The sequence below is a fragment of the Myxococcus guangdongensis genome (genome assembly GCF_024198255.1).
Classification (GTDB): Bacteria; Myxococcota; Myxococcia; order Myxococcales; family Myxococcaceae; genus Myxococcus; species Myxococcus guangdongensis.
On sequence record NZ_JAJVKW010000003.1, the window covers coordinates 481,024 to 501,821 of the forward strand.

Sequence of the window (20,798 nt, forward strand, 5' to 3'; positions counted from 1 at the left end):
AGGCCCTGTCCACTGCGGGGCGACTTCCCTCGGTAGGTCTTCGCCCACATTCTCTCCCCGGATGTCCGGGGAGGGGATTCATGACAGGGCTGGCAGGGGCCTTGCTCGCCGCGGTGCTCGCGGCGGGCGGGACGGCGTTGGTACCGGTGAGCGGGGGCAATGCCCTCACGCTCCCGGCGCAGCGCCACGTCGTTCGAGTCGAGACAGGCAGTGGTCGTCCCGCGAGTCTGCTGGTGGCCATCCAGCAAGGCAGCGTGGAGTCCAAGGGGCTGGTGCTGTACCGCTCCGAGGACGCGCTGCGCACGGTGCGGCGGGTGGGGGTCATCCAGCCGGACGCCACGCACGCGGACCGGGCGGAGCTGCTCGCGGTGGGGCGGGACGTGGCGCTCGTCTATTCCTACGAGGGGCCGCAGCTGGAGCCCTCGAGCCGGCACGACGTCTGGTTCCAGTGGTGGCGCTACCAGTCCGCCGCGGACACCTGGGCGCCGGAGCCCGCCGTGCGCGTGATGGACGCGGACGCGAGCTCGGCCTACTCGCGGGCGCTGCTGGTGCGGGACTCGAAGGGGCGGCTGTGGGTGCAGGCCTTCCGGCTGGAGTCGGACGGCGGCTCCACGGCGGTGGTGGCGGTGTCCACGGACCAGGGCGCGAGCTTCGGTGGGCACCAGGCGTTGGACAAGGTGCGCAGGCGCGGTGGAGGACGGCTGCTGAGCGTGGGGACTCGGCTGGTGTTCGTCTACGCCATGCATGATGGCTTCGTGCCCACGCGGATGCGCGTGCGCGATGACGATGACCCGCTCGCCACCTGGGCGCCCGTGCGCGAGGCGTTCTCCGACGGCATCTACCATGGCGCGGCGCTGAGCGCGGTGGCGGACGGCCGGGGCGGCATGCACCTGGTCTACAAGGACGAGCAGGAGCGGCTGTACCACCGGCGCTTCGATGGGACGTCCTTCGGTCCGCGCACGTTGGTGGAGAGCACGTCGGACTGGGCGATTCAGGCCGCCATCACCCGCGTGGGTGACTCGCTCTACATCTTCTACAACCGCATGCGCGTGCTCAACGCGCACTACGAGCTGCGCGCGAAGGTGCTCGCGCCGGACGGCACCCTGGGCGACGCGGTGACGTTGGATGGGGACGCGACGTTCAAGGGCTATCCCAACGCGGTGGACGTGCTGCCCGAGGGCAGCGCCGAGGTGCCGTGTCTGTATGGCGAGGCGCCGGACGCGAGCTCGCGGGGCACGGTGTCGCGGGTGGCGTGGATGCGGGACGAGGCGCCGCCGGGGGAGGGGCCGTTCTCGCTCGACGTGGTGCGCTCGTCCTCGAGCCACGAGCTGCTCGCGGTGGATGGCGCGGGCACGCTGTACGGGCTGGCGGTGGGGGGTGAGCGCTCGCGGTTGTTCGCGAGCACGGATGGGGGGGCGACGTTCTCAGCGCGGGGGCAGGACAGCGGCAACCTGTGGACGATGGCGGCGATGTCGAACGGGACGCTGCTGGCGGTGGCCAGTCACAGCGGCGCGTATTTCCTGCAGCGCTCGACGGACAGCGGGCGCACGTGGCGGGACGAGGTGAGCCTGGGCAGCTACCGGGCGATGGGGCCGCGCAGCTTCGCGCAGCTCGGGAGCACGTGGTTCTTCCTCGAGTACCAGACGTTCACCTCGTCCGCGGTGCCGGTGCGCCTGTGGGCGAGCACGGACCATGGGGCGAGCTGGAGCGTGCGCTCCACGCTGACGGCGCATCGGCATGGCCATGCGCTGGTGGCGGACCCGGCGACGGGCGCGCTGTGGGCGATGATGGGCAGCAACAAGACGCAGGCGGCGGTGCTGCGCTCGACGGATGGCGGGCGGACGTGGACGTCGATGCTGCAGGGCTACGCGGCCAACGGCGTGGCGGGCGGGGTGCTGGTGGACGGCACGCTGCTCTTCGGCCAGTCGACGCTGTTCGAGCCCGAGCATCCGAAGCTGCTGCGCGTGTCGCGCACGGGGCAGGTGAGCACGGTGTTCGAGCTGCCGGGGCCGGCGTACTCGTTGGAGGCGGCGCCCGGTGGTGGGTGGGTGCTGGGCACGGCGTGGTCCATCGCCGGGGATGTGCACGCGGACGGGGATGTCCTCGTGCGGTTGTTCACCAGCGGCGATGGGGCGACGTGGAGCGAGGCGCGCCGGTATGAGCGGCTGAGCGGCGAGGACCTGGCGCGCGCCGACGTGTGGGGCGTGTTGCCCTCCGGAGATGTGGTGGTGAGGATGCAGAACGTGAGCGGCTTCGGGAGCGCGGGGACGGGCTTCCAGGTGCTGCGCATCCGACGCTGAGCAGGGAGGTCGCGCGCTCCGAGCAGGCCGCCTCGAGTCGCGAGTCAGCTCGGCTCGAGGCGCGTCGACGGTGTGGGCGCGGCGCCCGGTCCACGTCGTCGTGGAGGCGGTGTGCCCTTGGCTGTGCCAGGCGGACCCCGCGCATGCGCGGGGCACTCCGTTCCTGTTCACCCGCCGCTTCGTGGTGGCGCGGCGGGGAGGGTGACTACGGCCACGCGGGCCAGCGGACGATGCGCCCGTCGTTGCCCACCACCCACAGGTCATCCGGACCCGTGCCGGTGATGTCGTTGTAGCGCTTGTCTCCCGAGTAGACGTTCGTCCACGACTGGCCGTCGTACCGGTAGATGTGCTGGTTGGCGCAGGTGGCGTAGGCGGAACCCGCGCCGAAGGCGATGACGGATGTCAGTCCATGGGTGTTGGGGAAGGTCTGCTTGGTCCACGTCGTGCCGTCGACCTTCCTCAGCACCGTGCCGTTGTCGCCCACCGCGAAGGCCACCCGCTCGTTGACCACCCAGACGCCGTGCAGGCGCCCCGCGCCGGAGGTGCCCTGCTCCGCGTTCTCCGACTCCCAGCGGCTGTTGCCCGGGTTGTACCGGAAGACCCGCGGTCCTCCCGACTGCCCGCCCACCAGCAGCAGGTGCGCATGGGAGATGCCATGCACGTCCTCGACCTTGGGGAGCGGGTTGTTGGTGGTGTCGTTGTAGCCGAGCGTGCCGCCGCCATCCCAGGAGAAGGCCTGGCCCGTCGACGCCGAGTCGGTGTCATTGGGCGACGCGGCGCCGTGAATCGTGAGGACACCGTTGTTCCTCACACCCGTCATGCCGAAGATCCACTTGTCGTCGTCCTGCACCTGGGTGCAGCCCGCGGCGTTGACGTCCTGGTGCGCCTTCTTGCCACCCTGCGAGCCGAGCCACACCCGTCCATTGTTGCCAGGGTCCGCCCAGACGGCGCGCCACTCCGTGTCGGTCGCGCCGCAGCCCGTGTTCGAGGTGACCGAGAAGCTCGTGGCGCTCGGCACCAGCTTCGCGAGCCGGTCGTCGTCGCCACCCACCCACACGCCACCCTTCGTCCACGAGGAGGCGGAGTACCAGTGCTTCTGCGCCCCGCTGGTGATGGTCCGGCTGGTCCAGGCCGGCGCCGTGCCACCCGGGCACACGGCCTGCGCGTTCTCGGGCTGACCGTCGCAGTCGTTGTCCAGCCCGTCGCAAATCTCCGTGGCGCCCGGATACGTGCGCGGGTTGCCGTCGTTGCAGTCCGTGTTGTTGGTGACCCAGACGCCCGCGGGCTTCACGCACGAGCGCACCTCGCCTGTGGCCGCGCCGAAGCCATCGCCGTCCTCGTCCGGGTACCAGGCGGTCGGCGTCACCGTGGACACGCAGGTGACCCCCAGCGTGTCCTCCGAGCACGCATACGCACCCGCGCACTGGAACGTGTCCGTGCACGCCTGGGTGAGCTGCGGGAAGTCCTCGTCCAGCTGTCCGTCGCAGTTGGTGTCCTCGCCGTCGCAGCGGTCCGGGATGCCCGGGTGCACGCTGAAGGCGTCGTCGTTGCAGTCGTCCGGCGGGCCCGACGTGTAGCCCTCGGGCGTGGCGTTGCAGACGATGAGCGGCTCGGAGCCCAGCCGGCCGTGACCGTCCCTGTCATTGTCCGGATACACGCTGCGGCTCGGCGGGGTGTCGCAATATTGGACGAAGTCCGTCATGTCACAGCGGTAGACGCCGTGGCAGTCGTTGGATGTCGAGCAGCTCGCGCCGAGCTGGAAGTGCTCCGCGTCGCCGATGCCGTCGCAGTTGTCGTCCCGGTCGTTGCAGCGCTCCTCGGCGCCCGGGTTGATGTCGGCCACGTCGTCCCGACAGTCGGTGCCGTTGCTGCTCACGTCGACATAGCCGTCCTGGTCGGCGTCCACCGCCTGCAGCGTCAACGTGACGGCCTGCACGGCGTCCGTCACCAGCGTCACGCGCTGGGAGTCGGTGACCACGCCCTCGCCCTCGCAGACGCGCTCGAAGGCGGTGGCGCGCACCTCCACCGCGGTGCCCCAGCTCGTCGGAGGCGCCACGCCCACCGTCATGGTGCCGCCCGAGGCGCGGGTGCCGAGCGTCTCCGTCACATCCTTGGCGAGCACCTGGCCGCTCGCCACGTCGACCGCCTGGACGCGCAGGCAGCCCGGCAGGAAACGGGTGTAGTTCACCGTGACCTTCACCGCGCCCTGGGTGACGTCCTTCTTGCAGCCGACGATGAGAACCAAGGGGAGTACGAGCAGGATGCGTCTCATGCGCCGGAGTCTACCTGCTCCCGGCCTCGTCTCATCGTCCGAGTGACGGGGTTGAATACACCCCGGATACGCGGTGAGGCGTTGCTACAGCGCTTCCTGAAAATCCGAGTGAACCACAGACAGGCGGGTATCCCGGGCCAGGCTCGCTGGGGTTATCAGTGTCAGCTCGAGTGGCACCTTGTCGCCGTAGCGCTCACGCATCTGTTTCTCCAGGCCCGCGACATCGAGCGAGCCCAGCGTCTGCATCTCGCCGTACTCCACGCCCGCGCCCTGGGCGTACGCCTTGCGCACCAGCTCCGAGCAGTACATCGCGTCGTCGCTCCAGCCGAAGCGCCAGTCATACGGCTTGCCCAGGTGCGTCTTGGCCGCGGTGAGCACGCGCTGCTTCGTCTCCGCGTCGACGTCTTCGGCGCGCAGCACGAGGATATGGCCCTTCACGCCGCGCGCCTTCCACTTCGCGAAGGGGACGCGCTGCACGGGTTGCACGGCCTCCACCACGAAGGTGCCCTTCTGGGTGACCTCGACCAACCCCACGTGGGACAGCGGGCTGTGCGTGGCCGCCTGGATGGCCTGGGACTGCCGCGAGCGCGAGGTGTGCAGGACGATGTCGCCTGTCTGTAACCTGGCTTCCAGCGCGTCGCGAGGCGCGGCGACCGCGCTGAGTCCCCACAGCCACAGCACCCACCCCATCATCCACCGCATGTGCCCGTCCTTTCCGGTGCTTGCCGCGCTCACACGGGAAGACTGCAGGGGCAGTGCCAGCGCATCCGCGGGCGAGGTCATCCTGACACCGTGGGAGGAGTCCGTCCTCGCTGCCGCTCGGGCGAGGGGGCACCGCGAGGGAGCGATGCGCGGACTTGCTGGGGCACGCGCCATCAGCCCGCGCGCGTGAGCGGCACCTCCACCACGGGAACGTAATCGGGCCCCCGGCTCTCGAACAACACGAGCCGGTCCACGCGCCCCTCGCCCAGCTCGACGCTCGCCAGGGCCTGCGCACACGCGAGCAGCGCGGGGTCTCCCTTGGGCGCCTTGGCTCGGGCCAGCGTCAGATGCGGCGCGTAGTCGCGGTGCTCGGGCTCGAAGCCGAGCGGGAGCAGCTGCGCGGCCGTGTCCGTCTGCAGCGCCTCGAGCGCCTCGACGTCTCCGCGCACGTGGGACCAGAGCACGCGCGGATGCGACGGCGTACCGAACGTCCCGCCCCCTCCCACGGACACAGTGAAAGGCGCGTGGCGCGGGCCCACGGACGCGAGGGCCTCACGGACAGCGGGCAGTCGCGAGGGCTCCACCTCCCCCAGGAACACCAACGTGAGGTGCACCCCCTCGGCGCGCACGAAGCGGGCCGTGGGCGCGAGCGCGCGCAGTCGCGACAGCTCCTCGGCGGCGCGGGCCTCGAGGACGTCTCCCAACGTGACGGCGGTGAACAGTCGCATCGCTCAGCTCTTTCTCGCGGACCGGCGCGGCCACAGCGCGTACGCCCAGAAGGGGATGAAGGCGAGCAGCTCCGCGCCGACGACGTACATCCCTCGCGGGGACAACATGCCCGCGCCGATGGGGGACACGGGCAGCGGACGCACGGGCGCGAACATGCGCGCGTTCGAGAAGGGCCACAGGAGCGCCGCGCCCAGCCCGCCATCCGTGAGCGCGTCCAAGAGCCCGTGGCTCGCCACCGCGAGGAACGCGAGCCCGCCCCATCTCGCGGCGGACGCGCCTCGCCACTTCGCCACCAGGGCCACCAGCAGCGCGATGCCCGCGGCGAAGACGAACGAGTGCGACGCACCGCGGTGTCCCCAGGGCGCCGAGTAGGGGATGCGGAACACGAAGGCCACCACGTCCGCGTCGGGCAGCAGCGCCAGCGCGGAGAACAACGCCATGGAGGCGAGCAGCCGCCTCGTCGTCTCGCCGTTCGCTTCGTACCGCCCCAACGCCAGCCCCACCGCCACGTGACCGATGCTCGCCATGGATGTCTCCGGCGCGCGAGGATAGCCGTCCGCGAGAGCCGGGGCTCGTGTGTCGGGCCTCCCTGGAGGGTCGGGGGAGGGTGGGCTAGCGTGCCGGGGGCATGCGGAGGCTCTCCCAGGTCGAGGATACGCTGCGGCTGCGGTTGGCCGGCTGGCGCGCGCAGGTCGGCGAGTGGCTCAACCGCGTCCGCGCCGTCGCCGTGGTGTGCTGGCTCGGGATGGCGATTCAGTTCGAGTGGCGCGTGCCGCCCTCGGTGCTCGTCGCCTACCTGCTGCTGGCCGTGGCGCTCTGGGCCGGCGCGCGTCAGTGGCCCGCGCTGGGACGCCGTCCGGCGCTCGGGCTGGCGTTTCTCGACATGCCCGCCATCTTCGTCCTCCAGGCACTGGCCATCGGCGCGGCGGGCAACGACAACGCGGTGCCGATTTCACTGCTGACGTTGGGCGTGTACATCGTGCTCGTGGTCCTCGTGTCGCTGGTGACGCTCTCGCCCGTCACCGTCGTGCTGGCCACGGCGCTCGCCATCGGCCTGGAGGCCGCGCTGGTGTTCCAGGCGGGCGTCGCGTGGGAGTCGTTCCTGCCGGGGCTCGTGCTGGTGTTGTCGCTGGGCGCGGCGGCCGCGTCCTTCATCGGCCGGCAGGTGCTGGGGCTGGTGACGCAGGTGGCGCGCGAGGAGATGCGCCTGGAGCGACTGGGGCGCTACTTCTCGCCGGAGGTGGCGCGGCAGATTGCCCAGCACGGCACGGAGGCCGGGGGCGGTGAGCACCGCGAGGTGACGCTGCTGTTCTCGGACATCCGAGGCTTCACCTCCATGTCGGAGCGCATGGAGAGCCCCCAGGTGGTGGCGCTGCTCAACGAGTACCTGTCGCGCATGGTGGACGTGGTGTTCCGTCACGGCGGGACGCTCGACAAGTTCATCGGTGACGGCATCCTCGCGTACTTCGGCGCGCCGCTGGATTTGCCCGGGCACCCGCGCTCCGCGGTGGCGTGTGGACTGGCGATGCTGGAGGCGCTGGAGACGCTCAACGCCGAGCGCGTGGCGCGCGGAGAGGAACCCCTGCGCATCGGCATCGGCATCCACACCGGACGCGTGGTGGTGGGGGACGTGGGCAGCGCGCAGCGGCGCGAGTACACGGTGATTGGCGATGCGGTGAACCTGGCCAGCCGCATCGAGGGCCTCACCAAGAAGGTCGGCGTGCCCATGCTGGTGTCGGAGGCCACGTGCCGCGCGTGCGAGGCGGACCCCTCGTTGTCGTTCGAGCCGGCCACGACGCTGCCCGTCGCGGGCAAGACGGAGCCGGTGGCGACGTTCGTCCCGGGGCGGCGGGCCCTGCGGGACGTGGGCTGAAAAGCGCGAGGGCCGCGAGGGGAGCGACACGGCTCCTCCCACGGCCCTCGGTGTGCTCAGCGCGGCGGACGGCTCAGTACGCCTTGGAGAACACGATGCGGCCCGGCGAGTCCTCGCCGGTGACGACGCACTTGCCCGGCTCCTGCTTGAGGGCGAAGGGCCGGTTGCGCGTGGTCAGGCCGGTCTCCTCCTTGATGCGGGCCTCCACCTTGGGGTCCAGGTTCCAGTGGGCGAGCAGGAAGCCCGCGTCCGCCTTCTCCTTCATCTCCTCGTAGGAGTTGACCTCGAAGGTGTGCGCCTCGCGGAAGTCCTTGGCCTTCTGGAACAGGTCCTTCTGCATGCCGTCCAGCATGGACTGGGCCTTGGCGGCGGCCTCGCCGAGCGGGATGAACTCCTTCACTTTCAGGTCGCGGCGCACCATGACGCAGGTGCCCTTGGCCAGGTCCTTGGGGCCGATTTCGATGCGCACGCAGGTGCCGGTGAGCTCGTGCTCGAAGTACTTGAAGCCCGGGCCCTTGCTCTCGTCGTCGTCCACCACGACGCCCAGGCCCGCCTTGCGCAGGTCGGCGGCGAGCCCGTGGCTCTTCTCCAGGACCTGGGCCTTCTCCGCGTCGGTGGCCTTGCCGAAGATGGGGATGATGACGACGTGGTTGGAGGCGAGCTTGGGCGGGACGATGAGACCCGAGTCATCCGAGTGGGTCATGATGAGGCCGCCGATGAGGCGCGTGGACACGCCCCAGGACGTCTGCCAGACGAAGTGCTCGCGGCCGTCGCGGCCCTGGAACTTGGTCTCGAAGGCCTTGGCGAAGTTCTGGCCCAGGTTGTGGCTGGTGCCGGCCTGCAGGGCCTTCTTGTCCTGCATCATCGCCTCGATGCTGTAGGTGCGCAGGGCGCCGGCGAAGCGCTCGGACTCGGACTTGCGGCCCGTCATGACGGGCATGGCCATGTAGTCCTCGGCGAAGGTCCGGTAGACCTCCAGCATCTGGAGGGTCTCCTTCTCCGCGTCCTCTTCGGTCTCATGACAGGTGTGGCCTTCCTGCCAGAGGAACTCGGTGGTGCGCAGGAACAGGCGGGTGCGCATCTCCCAGCGCATGACGTTGGCCCACTGGTTGAGCAGCAGGGGGAGGTCGCGGTAGCTCTGGATCCACTTGGCGAAGCTGCGGTTGATGATGGTCTCGGAGGTGGGCCGGATGACGTAGGGCTCCTCGAGCTTGGCGCCGCCCGCGTGGGTGACGACGGCGAGCTGGGGGTTGAAGCCCTCGACGTGCTCGGCCTCCTTCTTGAGGTAGCTCTCGGGGATGAGCAGCGGGAAGTAGGCGTTCTTGTGGCCCAGGTCCTTGAACATCTTGTCCAGGACGCGCTGCATGTTCTCCCAGATGGCGTAGCCGTTGGGCCGGATGACCATGCAGCCCTTCACGTCCGAGTAGTCGGCGAGCTTCGCCTTCTGGACCACGTCGACGTACCACTCGGAAAAGCCCTTCTCGCGGGGCGTGAGCTTCTCGGCCATGTGCGGAGCACCCTTCTAAAGTCGTGGAAAGAGGACGGTTGCCTACGATGGGGCCACCCAGAAATCAACGGCCCCGTCGTCGCCCCGGACCGCTCCCGTGTGTCAGCCTGACGGGCTCATGGGGCACAGCCGCTCGGTATGAGCCGGGCGGCGATTGCATGACCCGTGGCCTCGCGACGACCCCCACGCACACGAGACATGTGTTCGAGCTGTCGCGTGCTCCGGACAGAATGCCGCACCCCTCCGAGGTGTCCGCCGGGACCTCTGATACCGAGTGATTGGACTCCTCTCGCGGGAGCGAAACCCTCGACGGAACCGTCACGTGGCCCCTCCCGGGCGAGTGCTGGGAAGCGTTGCCGCGTCGCGGTATGAAGTCCTCCCCTTCCTTCTCGGGTTTCTCAACCTGGAGGCTTCATGCAGTCGTTCCTTCCGTCCCTCAAGGTCGCCGGCGTCCTGGCCGCGTGCCTTGTCTCCGGCTCCGCCTTCGCCTACGCCACCGGCCAGAGCAACTACAGCGGCAAGAGCGGGCAGACCTGCTCCTCCGGCTGCCACTCGCGCTCGGGCGCCACGCCCACCGTGACCATCGAAGGCCCCGCCACGCTCAACCCCGGCCAGACGGGCAGCTACACCCTGGTCATCGCCGGCGGCCCCGGCGTGCGCGGTGGCTACAACGTCGCCGTGGACGGCGAGGCCACCCTCACCGCGGGCGGCTCGGACTCCAAGAAGCTCTCCGGCGAGCTGACCCACTCCCAGCCCAAGCCCTTCACCGACGGCTCCGTGCGCTTCGCCTTCAGCGTCGTCGCCCCGTCCACCGGCACCACCCTCACCCTGTTCGGCGCCGGCAACTCGACCAACGGCAACGGCGAGGACACCGGTGACGCGTCCGCCGCCACCACGCTCAAGGTCAAGGTCGGCGACGGCGGTGGCAACGGCGGCGGTGGTGGTGGCGAGGACGACGGCGGTGGCTGCACCGCCGCTGGCGGCGCGCCCCTGCTCGGCGCGGCGCTGATGCTCCTGGGCGCGCGTCTGCGCCGCCGCGAGGAGTAACCCGCCCGCCTGCTCCTCGGACGGGCCCTGGGGGCCGGGGCGACAACGGGCGACCGCGCGACGTAGCATCGCGCCTTCGCCCCATGCACCTCCGCCTCCTCCCCATGCTGCTCATGCTGGGGCCGCTCGCGTGTGCGACCGGCCCCGGTCTCCTCCCGCCCGAAGTCCCCGTGGCCGCCGTGCACCGCGAGCCCGGGACGCTGCGGGTGATGACCTTCAACATCCAGTCCGGCGCCCGCGGCCTCGACGGCGTGGCCCGCGTCATCCGCGCCTCCGTGCCGGACGTCGTCGCGCTCCAGGAAGTCGACGTCGGCTCCCACCGCGCCGGCGGCGTGGACCAGGTGGACGCCCTCGCGCGCCTCACCGGCCTGCCTCACCGCGCGCACTTCCGCACCACGGACCTTCATGGCGGCGCGTACGGCGTCGCGCTGTTGTCCCGCTTCCCGCTCGAGGCGCTCGCGCAATACCCGCTCCCCAACCCCGAGGGCGCCGAGCCACGCACGCTCGCCCACGCGGTGATGGACGTGGACGGCCGCGAGGTGAGCGTCTACGTCACGCACCTCATCCGCCGGCCCTTCAACGCCCGCGCGCGCCTGCGCCAGAGCGCGTTCGTGGCGAACCTGCTCGCCCGCGACACGCGCCCCCACCTGCTCATGGGGGACCTCAACGACGACCCGGACTCGAACCCGCTGCGCCTGTTGCGCCGGCAGATGAAGGACGTCGTCGCCGCCACGGGCGGAGCACGGGGCACCTACCCCATGCCCCTGTTCCTGCCCACGCTGCGCATCGACTACGTGCTGGCCTGTGACGCCTTCACGCCCGTGGCCAGCCGCGTGCTGCGGGTGGACGCGTCCGACCACTACCCGGTGGTGGCGGACCTGCGCCTGGACGTGCCCGCCTCCACCGCCGAGGCGGACGCCGCGCTCAGCTCACGTTGAAGCGGTAGAGCACGTCGGGGTCCTTGCGCGTGAAGCCCTTGATGACCTCGTGCTTCAGGTCCTTCGCGCCGAGGAAGCTCAGGCCGCCCGCGGCGAAGCCCATCACCGACAGCTCGAAGTACACGTGCGGCTTGGGCACCTTGAAGATGTGCAGGTCCGTGGAGCCCTGACCCGGCAGCACCTCCATCTCGCCCTCGGTGAAGTAGCCCTTCCAGATGCCGGGCGTGAAGAAGAGGAAGCGGCGGAAGTCGCCGGGGCTGAACATCGCCTTGAGCTGTCCCTGGCCCAGCGCGTACTCGGCGGACTTCACGCCGAACTGCCACCACACGCTCTGGTCCCCGCCGTAGAAGCGCTGGAGCAGCTCCTCGTTGAAGCGCAGGAACGCATCCACCGGGATGCGCGTCACCGGGAGGATGGGCAGGGAGAAGACGGGCTCGCGTCGCTTGATGTCCGCCAGGAAGTCCCGCCACGCCTGTTCACCGTGCGCCTGCACCGTCATCTGCTGTCGTGCCAGGAACGCCACGCCTTTGACTTCCATCCGTGTGCCTCCACTGCGACCCCGCGCGGGGCCGCGCTCGGGGAGTCCGTCCCGGTCATCTCCGGGAAGGTTAGGGTGCTCGGGTTCGCGCCGCAGGCGCTGCCCGGTTGCTACTCGAGCTGAAGACCACAGTCGGCGCACGCCCCCTCCACCAGGGGGGCGACGGTGCCGCAGGCGGGACAGGGGGGCTCGCCCTCCTCGGACGCGGGCAGCACGAAGGGCGCGGCGCCCTCCGCCAGCACGCCCTCGCGTTGGATGCTGTCCATCCAGCGCTGCTGGAGCAGCGTGGTCACGCGCACGCCGTCCTCGGGGCGCACCAGCACCTGGAACTTCGGGCTGCAGCCAGGCTTCGCGCACGCCTCGCGGTGCACCAGCGCCGGGACGTCCGCTTCGAGACATGCGTCCACCAGACGTCGCGCGTCCGCCAGCGCCATCTCCGCGCACGGCACCAGCTCCACGTCCGAGAGCACCTTCGCCACTTCATCCTGGGTCATCACCTGGTGGATTGGAGCCCACGCGCGGGCCCCTCGTCCAGATGCGGTTCGTCATCTCGCACCCGGGGGCCCCTCGACCGGACAGCTTCCGGGCCCCACCCTGCCCGACGCTTCCTCGGAATTTCATGGGCCTACGCAGGTGGGTTGGGGGCACGACGCGATGCTTCATGGCGGACGGAGCTGGAGGGCGGGCTGGGTGCTGGTGGTGCTCGCCCTGGCCTGTGAGCGGCAGGAGGCGCGGGAGCCGGCTCCGGAGAAGGACTCGAGCGTCGAGCGAGTCACACGCGGCCCGCGTCCGACGGGCGCGACGCGGTGGGTGCGCCCGTTGACGGGCCCGGGACGTGAGTCGGCCGCGGGGCTCGCGCACGACGCGCGGGGCGAGGTGGTGGTGGCGCTCAACTCGGACGCGGCGGTGGCGGACTTCTTCGGTCCGCTGCTCAACCCTCGTTCGGGGCGCGTGACACCGGAGACCTTCGCGGTGGCGCGCTACGGCACGGGCGGCGAGCGTCAGTGGTCGGTGTCGTTGCCCGGGTTCGCGGAGGTGCTCGCGGTGGGCGCTCGTGGACGCATCTTCGTGGTGGGGCGCAACGTGGTGGGGGTGGACCTGGGGGGCGGGCCGTTGCCGGCGGGCCGGTTCCTGCTCGAGCTGGGACGTGACGGGGTCTTCATCCGGGCGCGGAGCCTGGAGGCGCTCGGGGTGTCGGACGCGCTGGTGCCACGGCATGCGGACGTGGATGGGCTGGGCAACGTGGTGTTGGTGGGCTCGGTGGCCGACGCGAAGCGGGGCAGGGTTCCCGCCGTGGTGAAGCTGGACGCGAAGGGCGAGCTGCTGTGGACGTATGCGCACGAAGCGCAGGGAGAGGCCGTGTCTGCGTCGGTGGACGCGGAGGGGCAGGTCTACGTCGCGGGGGTGCTCGAGGCCGCGCGTGTTCGTGGGGCCATGGACTCGCAGCCGTTCCTGGTGAGGCTGGATGCGCGAGGGCGGGCGCGGTGGGAGCGGCGGCTCGACACGCGCTCGGGCTGGGCCACGGGGGTGGCGGTGCGGGGGCAGCGGGTGCTGGTGACGGGAGGCTTCACGCAGTCGCTCACGTTCCTGTCGCGGACCCATGTGGTGGAGGGGGGAGGCGGCCGTGGTTTCGTGGCGGCGTTCGACGCGGAGGGGGCGCCGCGGTGGTTGCGTGCCCTGGGTTTTGTCGGCACGGGGCTCGCGGTGGACGAGCAGGAGGGGGCGCTCGTCGTCGGTCGATACGAGGAGGGCGATGACCTGGGCACGGGCCCCATGCCGGGTGTGGCGGGGAGCCGCATGAACCTGTTCCTGGTGAAGCTGGACCGCGTGGAGGGTGGGGTGCAGTGGGCGCGAGGTTTCCCTCGGGAGGCGCTCGGTGACGCGGAGGGCGTGAGGGACTTCGTGTCGCTATCGCCGAAGGGGCCGGGTGCGGTGTTGGGCACGCAGCTCGGGCCGGTGGACCTGGGCACGGGGCGGCTGGAGGGTGCGTGGGAGTTGTTCCTCGGTGGCTTCGAGCCCTGAGGAGAACGAGTCGTCGCGCGGATGGTGTGCGGTGCGTGCGTCCCGCTTCACTGACCATGCGATGGCGGTCTAGCTGGCTTGGATTCATCGCCCCGCGTTCGTCGGAATTCGACTTAGGGCTCGCCGTCACGGACGAAGAACGTCCCGCCAGACGAAGACATCACATACGGTCCGGAACAGACAGGACACCGCTCGCCGAGATAGCGGACGCCATGTTTCTCACAGTGGGTCCCACCCTTCCATGGCAAGTAGTCCAGCTCCATGATGGTGCCCGAGTCCGGCTCCGCGAATGAGGGGAGGCGCCTCACGGCTTCGGTGGCTTCCGACCAGCCGCACCTTGAGCAGAGCTGGACCCACCCCTGGACCTTGTTGATCCAGTGGGCTTCCTCGATGGCCTCGGCGACCGGCACCTTCCGCGTCTGCATCAACCACTTCACGACGTCAGTGCGAGTGCCCGCCCGCATCTGGCACCACGCTCCAAAGTAGGCTGCGGACTCCATCAGTGCCCTTCACCAGAGAAACGGCGTCATCCCAGGTTGCTCAACGCAGGTTTTGAACCCCATCGCTGTGAAGCAGGTGCCGGCACTTCAACCTCTCGTTGCTTGCCTGGAGACTGGAACCTCCCGCCCCCGGGACTTGAACCGCATGTTCCCCTCTCTCCTCCGGAATCTCAAAGTCGGGAACGTGTTGTCCTTCTTGTTGGAGTCGTAAAGCAGCGAATCTCGCGCTTCCGACCATGCCCCTCAACCTCTGGGGACGGCCATTGTCAGCGCTCAGCCCGGTCCAGACTTTCTAAGAGCTGCTAATCACCAGCCCACCATGCCTCCCGCTTCGCTGCGCTCCCGTCCTGGTCGTCTCCGCCGGCTCCTCGTCGTGTCCGTCGGCGTGGCGACGTGTGGCGTGTTCGGCCTCGCGTTCTGGGTGGACCGCTTCGGTCAGCGCGAGCGCGCCGAGTCCGCTGATGCGGTGGTGGTGCTGGGCGCGCGAGTGCTGGCGGGTGGAGTCCCCTCCGGCGCGCTGCGAGCACGCACGGAGCAGGCGGTGGCGCTGTACCAGCGCGGTGTGGCGTTGCGGCTCGTATTCTCCGGAGGCGTGGGCGTGCATCCTCCCTCGGAGGCGCGCGCGATGCTGGCGCTGGCGACGCGATTGGGTGTGCCCCCGGAGGCGTGCGTGCTGGAGGAGGAGAGCCACTCCACCGATGACAACGCGCGCCTGACGTCGGTCCTGCTGCGAGAACTGGGCGCGAGGCGCGTGGTGGTGGTGTCGGACCCGTACCACCTGCTGCGCGCGCGGCAGTACTTCCGGCTCAATGGCTTCGAGGTGCTCACCAGCCCCGCGCTTCAAACGGAGCGCAACCTGAGCTGGGTGGACCGCTGCTACTGGACGATGCGCGAGGCCCTCGCGCTGCTGCTCCACCCAAGCCTGCTGCTCGCGCGAGCCCCTGCGGGCGTTACGACTCCGGCGCCTTGAGCGCGCAGCGCTCGGTCGCCCTCGGGTCTCGCCACGCGCAGCAGGCCAGGTGAACTGCTGCTGGACGATGCGCGAGGTCAACGCGCCGCTGCATCCGAGTGCTCCTCGCGGACGTCACGACTCCGGCGCCTTGAGCGCACGCAGTACGCGGTCGCCTCCAGGCATCGCCACGCGCAGCAGCACGGACTCACCTGGCTCGGCCTCGCGCAGCGCCTGCGCCAGATCGGAGGCGCGGCGCACGGGCCGACCCGACGCCTCCACCACCACCATGCCGGGCACCAGTCCCGCGCGCTCGGCGCTGGAGCCCGGGACGACGTCCGTCACCAGCGCGCCCGCGCGAGGCAACTCCTGCGCCCGCGCCAACCTCGGGTCCATGTCCGACAGCGTGAGCCCCACGCGCTGATGCGCCGGTGCCTCCGGCTCCTCAGCGGGACGCCGCGCGGCCACGCCCTCGAGGTCCGGACGCGTGCCCAGCGTCACGTTCACCTCGGTCTTCTTCCCTTCGCGATACACGGTGAGCGGCAGCGTGCTGCCCGGCGCCTTCAGCGCCACGGTGCGCGTGAGCGCGCGTCCCGAGGCGATGGGGCGTCCTCCCGCCTCGACGATGAGGTCATCGGGACGCAGCCCCGCCTCGGCCGCGGGCGTGCCCTGGGTCACATCCGTGACGAGCGCGCCATCGCGCACCGGCACCCCCAGCGCCGCGCCCAGGTCCGGCGTCACGTCCTGCACCGCCACACCCAGCCATCCCCGCGTGACGGTGCCCTCCTTCTCCAACTGGGGCAGCAGCTGCTTCACCAGCGTGCTTGGCACCGCGAAGCCGATGCTGGAGCCCTGGCCCGCGATGGCGGTGTTGATGCCCACCACCTCACCCTGGAGGTTGAACAGCGGCCCGCCGGAGTTGCCCGGGTTGATGGCGGCGTCCGTCTGCAGGAAGTCGTCGAACGGGCCCGCCTGGATGTCGCGCGCCTTGGCGGAGACGATGCCCAGGCTGACGCTCGAGTCCAGACCGAAGGGGTTGCCGATGGCCACCACCCAGTCGCCCACGCGCATCGCGTCCGAGTCACCCAGCTTCACCACGGGCAGCTTCTCCACCTTCCCCTGGAGCTGGAGCACCGCCACGTCCGTGAGCGGGTCCGTACCCACGACCTTCGCGGCCTGCTGACGTCCGTCGGAGAAGTGCACCTGAATCGACGTGGCGCCCTGCACCACGTGGTTGTTGGTGAGGACCAGCCCGCGCGCATCCACCACGAAGCCGGAGCCGAGGCCCTGGCGCGGCCCCTCATCACGAGGGTCCTCGAACGGCGAGCCGAACGGGAGCGCGCCACCGAACGTCCCACCCCGGCCCTCGTCCCCCCAGGGCGAGCCTCGACGCGCGCGGGCAGGCGCCGCATCCCGCACCTCCACCTTGACGACGGCGGGCTGCACCGACGCGACCAGCGGCGCCACGGACGCGAGCGCCGCGTTCATGTCCGGCGGCATGACCTGCTTCGCGGGTGCGGAGTCCGTGCTCGGGGACTCGGTGGGGGCAGGCGGGGGAGCGGGCGCTTCCTCCTGACCTCGGCGACAGGCCGACAGCATCAGGACCAGGGCCAGGACTCCCGTGCTTCTGCATCCCTTCATCACGTTCCTCCCTCGGGCCCACGCGACGTTCACGGGAGTGAGTTGGGGCGCCTCGGAGCCGGCGGCACGCAAGAGCGGGCGTGGCTCGCCCGCTCGGGGGACATCAGGAGGCTGAACGCTCGCGGGAGGGTGTGGCTGCCGCCGCGCCCAGGGTATCCATGCGGCGCAAGAGCTTCTCCAGGATGCGGAAGAGCGCCTTGCGGTCGCCCGCGTCGAGGATGTGGAGCAACTGCCCCATGCCCTGCATCACGAAGCGCTCGAGCCGCTGGTAGGTCTGCAGGCCATCGGCCGTGAGCCGACAGCGCACGACGCGGCGGTCCTCGGCGGTGCGCTCGCGCACCAGGTGTCCCTCGCGCTCCAGCCGGTCGACGAGTCCGGTGACGGTCTTCTCGGTGACGCCCAGCCGGCGAGCAAGCTCGCCCATCGTGAGCGCGCCATCCTGTCCGAGCCAGAGCAGCGCATGGACCTGGGGCGCGGTGAACTGGAGCTGCTCGCACGTGGCGGCGATGGGGTCGCGGAGCGAACGGCGCCGGCCCATCGCGAGCAGCAGGTGCTGGAGCCTCAGCACGTCCGCCGACAGGTCCTCATCCTCTTTAGAATGGATATTCCGGGACACGGAGTATGGCTTAGCGGGCATGGCCCCACGGGTCAACCCGTTGTCACGGCGTGGGCTGCCGTGCGGACAATGCGCTCCTTCGCCGACGGTGGTGAGAGGAGCGTCCAGGAGTGCGTACCATGTTTCGGCTGTACGTGACGGCCCTGTTCCTCGTGTCCTTGTTGGCGCGAGCGGACGAGGGGCTCGTCTTCGCCGCGGCCAGCACGACGGATGTGCTCGAGGAGCTGCGGCCGGCCTTCACGAAGGCCACGGGCCACACGGTGGTGGTGGCGCTGGGCTCGTCGGGGGATTTGGCCCGCCAGGCGATGGCGGGTGCGCCGGCGGATGCGTTCCTGTCGGCGGACGTGGCTCGGATGGAGGCCGTGCAGGCGGCGGGGTTGGTGCGGCGCGGCACGCGGGTGGATTTGCTGTCGAACCGGCTGGTGGTGGTGGTGCCGGTGGGCGCGAAGGGGAAGGCGCCGGGCAAGGCGGAGGACCTGAAGGGGCTGAAGCGGCTGGTGTTGGCGGACCCGGGCATCGTGCCCGCGGGGGTGTACGCGAAGGCGTGGTTGGAGAAGGTCGGGGTGTGGAAGGACGTGGAGGGGAAGGTGGTGCCGGCCGTGGATGTGCGGGGTGCGCTGGCGGCGGTGGAGGCGGGGCGGGTGGACGCGGGGGTGGTGTACGCGACGGACGCGGCGCAGTCGAAGAAGGTGCGGGTGGCGTTCGAGGTGCCGTCGGCGGATGCGCCGCGCATCGTCTATCCGGTGGCGGCGCTGGTGAAGGGCAAGGCGCCAGAGGTCGGCGTCGCCTTCGTGAAGTTCCTCCAGACGGAGCCCGCGCGAGCGGCCTTCCGGCGCCATGGCTTCGTCGTGCTCTCGGCCGACGAGGGGACGAAGGCACGGTGACGGCCGACACGGTGGGTTTGGTGGGGTTCACGGTGACGGTGGCGGCGGTGGCCACGCTGGTCATCCTCCCGCCCGGTGTGGCGGTGGCCTACGCGTTGTCGCGCTGGCGAGGGCCGGGGCAGGGCGTGGTGGACACGGTGCTGGCGCTGCCGTTGGTGTTGCCGCCGACGGCGGTGGGGTTGGTGTTGCTGGAGTTGCTCGGGCGCGAGGGGCCGCTGGGGCGTGTGTTGGATGCGATGGGCGTGGAGGTGGTGTTCACGCCCGGGGCGGTGGTGCTCGCGAGCGCGGTGATGGCGTTCCCGCTGGTCGTGCGCTCGGCGCGCTCGGGGTTCGAGGAGGTAGACCCTCGGTTGGTGGCGGTGGCGCGCACGTTGGGGGACTCGCGGGCGCGGGCGTTCTTCCGGGTGACGTTGCCGCTGGCGTGGCGCGGGGTGGTGGTGGGGGCGCTCTTGGCGTTCTCGCGAGCGCTCGGCGAGTTCGGCGCGACGGTGCTGGTGGCGGGGAACATCCCGGGGCGCACGCAGACGTTGTCGCTGGCCATCTTCCAGTACACGCAGCTGGGGCAGGACGCGGAGGCGCTGCGACTGGCGGGCATCGCGGCGTTGTTGGCGTTCGTCGCGGTGTACGCCACGGAAGGGCTGACGCGGTGGCGGGGACGGCGGGTGCGCGCGTGAGTCTGGAGCTCTCGGTTCGATTGCCGCTGGCGCGCTTCGTGTTGGAAGTGGACGCGCGGCTGGAGGGCGCGTCGGTGGCGGTGCTGGGGCGCTCGGGTTCAGGGAAGACGTCGTTGTTGGAGGTGCTTGCGGGGCTGCGGTCTGGTGCGCGAGGGCGCGTCGTCGTCGGTGGGCGCGTGCTGTTGGACAGTGAGGCTCGCGTGGAGGTGCCTCCGGAGGCGCGGCGCATGGGGTATGTGCCGCAGGACGCGCTGTTGTTCCCGCACCTCACGGCGGAGGAGAACGTGCGTTACGGCGCGAGGAAGGGGCGGCCGTCGCGCTTCGACGAGGCGGTGGGGCTGCTCGAGTTGGGGCCGCTGTTGCATCGCTATCCGGCGACGCTGTCGGGAGGCGAGAAGCAGCGGGTGGCGTTGGCGCGAGCGTTGGCGACGGACCCGGCGCTGTTGCTGCTCGACGAGCCATTGGCCGCGCTGGACGTGACGTTGAAGGAGCGGGTGCTGCCGTATCTCCTGCGCGTTCGCGACGAGGCGCGGGTGCCGATGTTGTACGTGACGCACCAGTTGGGTGAGGCGCGGGTGTTGGCGAAGGAGGCGGTGCTGCTGGACGAGGGACGCGTGCGCGCGGCGGGGCCCGCGTCCCAGGTGCTGGGGGCGTCAGCACGAGGTCTGCTGGCGTCGGATGCGGAGGGCGAGGAGAACATCCTCGAAGGGGTGGTGGAGCGTCCGGAGGAGGGCGGCACGCGGCTGCGTGTGACGCAGGGGCTGGGGCTGTGGGTCCCGGACGCGCCGGAGTTGGCGGTAGGCGCGCGAGCGGCCTACGCGGTGCCGGCGAGCGACATCCTGCTCTCGATGGGCGCGCTGACCGGAGTGTCCGCGCGCAACGTGCTCGCGGGCACGGTGGCGGGTGTGGAGAGCGCGGGAGCAGGAGAGGCCGCGGCCACCGTGGACGTCGAAGGCGTGCGCTGGGTGGTGCGGCTCACCGAGGCCTCCGTGCGCGAGCTGGGCGTGAGCACGGGCGCACGCGTGTACCTCGCGGTGAAGACAGCGGCGTGCCGCCGTCTGCGGTGAGCAGCGAGCCGATGCATCCAGGACGACGCGGCCACCGCTGTATCTCTTCCGCACATGCCTTGGTGGGGCAGGGCGTGACTGCGTGACGGTGTAGGATTTCGCCCGCGCGTTGATTGTCCAGGTACGTGTCAGTTGGCAATGCCAGCATCTTCGCGACGGGCCTTCCCTGGAGGGAGGCGCGGAGGTGCGGAATGCGTGCGGGTCTTTGGGTGGTTGGCGTTGCCCTTCTCCTCACAGGGTGCGCTGGAGTCGACTCGTCGACTCGCACGGCCACGTTTCAGCAGCGCAAGGCGATTCCGGGAGCGCCGTGGGCCACGTCGGGCGAGGACCCCGAACGCGAACAGGATGCCGCAGAGGCCAACGACTCATCGGGACAACGGCTCCAGCGACGTCATCCGCCCCGGAACTCCGTAGCCCGGCAGGAAGGTCGGGGGAAGCCGGACGCGTTCGTCGTCCTGCTTCAGAACGCGGGACTCGACGCGAGCGACGCTCGGCCTGTCGCGGGGAGCTCCCTCACTCCGACCCACGCTGCGCGACTC

19 protein-coding genes are annotated in these 20,798 nt (G+C 70.6%); 9 read left to right on the forward strand and 10 right to left on the reverse strand.

The window, feature by feature from the left end:
- Nucleotides 1–80 precede the first annotated feature (80 nt).
- Nucleotides 81–2,300, forward strand: coding sequence for a WD40/YVTN/BNR-like repeat-containing protein (locus LXT21_RS11400; RefSeq protein ID WP_254038137.1), 2,220 nt, complete (start codon nucleotides 81–83; stop codon nucleotides 2,298–2,300).
- A gap of 205 nt (nucleotides 2,301–2,505) precedes the next feature.
- On the opposite strand, the gene LXT21_RS11405 is transcribed toward LXT21_RS11400, so the two are convergent.
- The 4 genes from LXT21_RS11405 to LXT21_RS11420 form a co-directional block, all read right to left on the reverse strand.
- Nucleotides 2,506–4,572, reverse strand: a complete 2,067-nt coding sequence (locus LXT21_RS11405; RefSeq protein ID WP_254038138.1) for a putative metal-binding motif-containing protein — start codon at nucleotides 4,570–4,572, stop codon at nucleotides 2,506–2,508.
- Between the two features lie 84 nt (nucleotides 4,573–4,656).
- The gene (locus LXT21_RS11410) at nucleotides 4,657–5,274 is read right to left on the reverse strand and encodes a YiiX family permuted papain-like enzyme (protein ID WP_254038139.1); all 618 of its coding nucleotides are present in this window, start codon (nucleotides 5,272–5,274) and stop codon (nucleotides 4,657–4,659) included.
- Between the two features lie 173 nt (nucleotides 5,275–5,447).
- Complete coding sequence (gene thpR, locus LXT21_RS11415; RefSeq protein WP_254038140.1) at nucleotides 5,448–6,002, reverse strand: RNA 2',3'-cyclic phosphodiesterase; 555 nt, start codon at nucleotides 6,000–6,002, stop codon at nucleotides 5,448–5,450.
- 3 nt (nucleotides 6,003–6,005) lie between these two features.
- Nucleotides 6,006–6,530, reverse strand: a complete 525-nt coding sequence (locus LXT21_RS11420) for a metal-dependent hydrolase (RefSeq protein WP_254038141.1) — start codon at nucleotides 6,528–6,530, stop codon at nucleotides 6,006–6,008.
- 101 nt (nucleotides 6,531–6,631) lie between these two features.
- Between LXT21_RS11420 and LXT21_RS11425 the strand changes: the two genes are divergently transcribed.
- The gene (locus LXT21_RS11425; RefSeq protein WP_254038142.1) at nucleotides 6,632–7,876 is read left to right on the forward strand and encodes an adenylate/guanylate cyclase domain-containing protein; all 1,245 of its coding nucleotides are present in this window, start codon (nucleotides 6,632–6,634) and stop codon (nucleotides 7,874–7,876) included.
- A gap of 73 nt (nucleotides 7,877–7,949) precedes the next feature.
- Here LXT21_RS11425 and proS read toward each other — a convergent pair whose 3' ends face one another.
- Nucleotides 7,950–9,383 carry a proline--tRNA ligase gene (proS, locus tag LXT21_RS11430; protein WP_254038143.1) on the reverse strand — a complete coding sequence of 478 codons (1,434 nt, stop codon included), beginning with the start codon at nucleotides 9,381–9,383 and terminating at the stop codon, nucleotides 7,950–7,952.
- A 414-nt stretch (nucleotides 9,384–9,797) separates the two neighbouring features.
- Between proS and LXT21_RS11435 the strand changes: the two genes are divergently transcribed.
- Nucleotides 9,798–10,430: an MXAN_6652 family MXYO-CTERM-anchored protein gene (locus LXT21_RS11435; protein WP_254038144.1), complete on the forward strand. Its 633-nt coding sequence runs from the start codon at nucleotides 9,798–9,800 to the stop codon at nucleotides 10,428–10,430.
- A gap of 83 nt (nucleotides 10,431–10,513) precedes the next feature.
- A complete protein-coding gene (locus LXT21_RS11440) occupies nucleotides 10,514–11,368 on the forward strand; it encodes an endonuclease/exonuclease/phosphatase family protein (protein WP_254038145.1) in 855 nt (284 codons plus the stop codon).
- On the opposite strand, the gene LXT21_RS11445 is transcribed toward LXT21_RS11440, so the two are convergent.
- Nucleotides 11,355–11,906: a hypothetical protein gene (locus LXT21_RS11445; protein WP_254038146.1), complete on the reverse strand. Its 552-nt coding sequence runs from the start codon at nucleotides 11,904–11,906 to the stop codon at nucleotides 11,355–11,357. The two genes, LXT21_RS11440 and LXT21_RS11445, sit on opposite strands and share 14 nt — an antisense overlap.
- 110 nt (nucleotides 11,907–12,016) lie before the next feature.
- A complete protein-coding gene (locus LXT21_RS11450) occupies nucleotides 12,017–12,400 on the reverse strand; it encodes a hypothetical protein (RefSeq protein WP_254038147.1) in 384 nt (127 codons plus the stop codon).
- Between the two features lie 160 nt (nucleotides 12,401–12,560).
- On the opposite strand from LXT21_RS11450, the gene LXT21_RS11455 reads away from it, so the two are divergent.
- Nucleotides 12,561–13,928, forward strand: a complete 1,368-nt coding sequence (locus LXT21_RS11455; RefSeq protein ID WP_254038148.1) for an NHL repeat-containing protein — start codon at nucleotides 12,561–12,563, stop codon at nucleotides 13,926–13,928.
- A gap of 113 nt (nucleotides 13,929–14,041) precedes the next feature.
- Here the strand turns inward: LXT21_RS11455 and LXT21_RS11460 are convergent, their stop codons facing one another.
- A complete protein-coding gene (locus LXT21_RS11460; RefSeq protein ID WP_254038149.1) occupies nucleotides 14,042–14,353 on the reverse strand; it encodes a hypothetical protein in 312 nt (103 codons plus the stop codon).
- Nucleotides 14,354–14,747: 394 nt separating this feature from the next.
- On the opposite strand from LXT21_RS11460, the gene LXT21_RS11465 reads away from it, so the two are divergent.
- A complete protein-coding gene (locus tag LXT21_RS11465; RefSeq protein ID WP_254038150.1) occupies nucleotides 14,748–15,398 on the forward strand; it encodes a YdcF family protein in 651 nt (216 codons plus the stop codon).
- Nucleotides 15,399–15,512: 114 nt separating this feature from the next.
- Here LXT21_RS11465 and LXT21_RS11470 read toward each other — a convergent pair whose 3' ends face one another.
- Both LXT21_RS11470 and LXT21_RS11475 read right to left on the reverse strand, forming a co-directional pair.
- Complete coding sequence (locus LXT21_RS11470) at nucleotides 15,513–17,018, reverse strand: trypsin-like peptidase domain-containing protein (RefSeq protein ID WP_254038151.1); 1,506 nt, start codon at nucleotides 17,016–17,018, stop codon at nucleotides 15,513–15,515.
- 103 nt (nucleotides 17,019–17,121) lie between these two features.
- On the reverse strand, nucleotides 17,122–17,634 hold the full coding sequence (locus LXT21_RS11475; protein WP_254038152.1) for a MarR family winged helix-turn-helix transcriptional regulator: 513 nt from the start codon (nucleotides 17,632–17,634) through the stop codon (nucleotides 17,122–17,124).
- A gap of 119 nt (nucleotides 17,635–17,753) precedes the next feature.
- Here LXT21_RS11475 and modA point away from each other — a divergent pair, with 119 nt between their 5' ends.
- Genes modA through modC form a run of 3 tightly spaced genes read left to right on the forward strand, consistent with a single transcriptional unit; the run spans nucleotide 17,754 to nucleotide 20,259 of the window.
- A complete protein-coding gene (modA, locus tag LXT21_RS11480) occupies nucleotides 17,754–18,518 on the forward strand; it encodes a molybdate ABC transporter substrate-binding protein (RefSeq protein WP_254038153.1) in 765 nt (254 codons plus the stop codon).
- A complete protein-coding gene (gene modB / locus LXT21_RS11485) occupies nucleotides 18,515–19,192 on the forward strand; it encodes a molybdate ABC transporter permease subunit (protein ID WP_254038154.1) in 678 nt (225 codons plus the stop codon). Before modA ends, modB begins: the two co-directional genes overlap by 4 nt.
- Nucleotides 19,189–20,259, forward strand: a complete 1,071-nt coding sequence (gene modC, locus LXT21_RS11490) for a molybdenum ABC transporter ATP-binding protein (protein ID WP_254038155.1) — start codon at nucleotides 19,189–19,191, stop codon at nucleotides 20,257–20,259. The genes modB and modC overlap by 4 nt, the downstream gene beginning before the upstream one ends.
- Nucleotides 20,260–20,798: the final 539 nt, after the last annotated feature.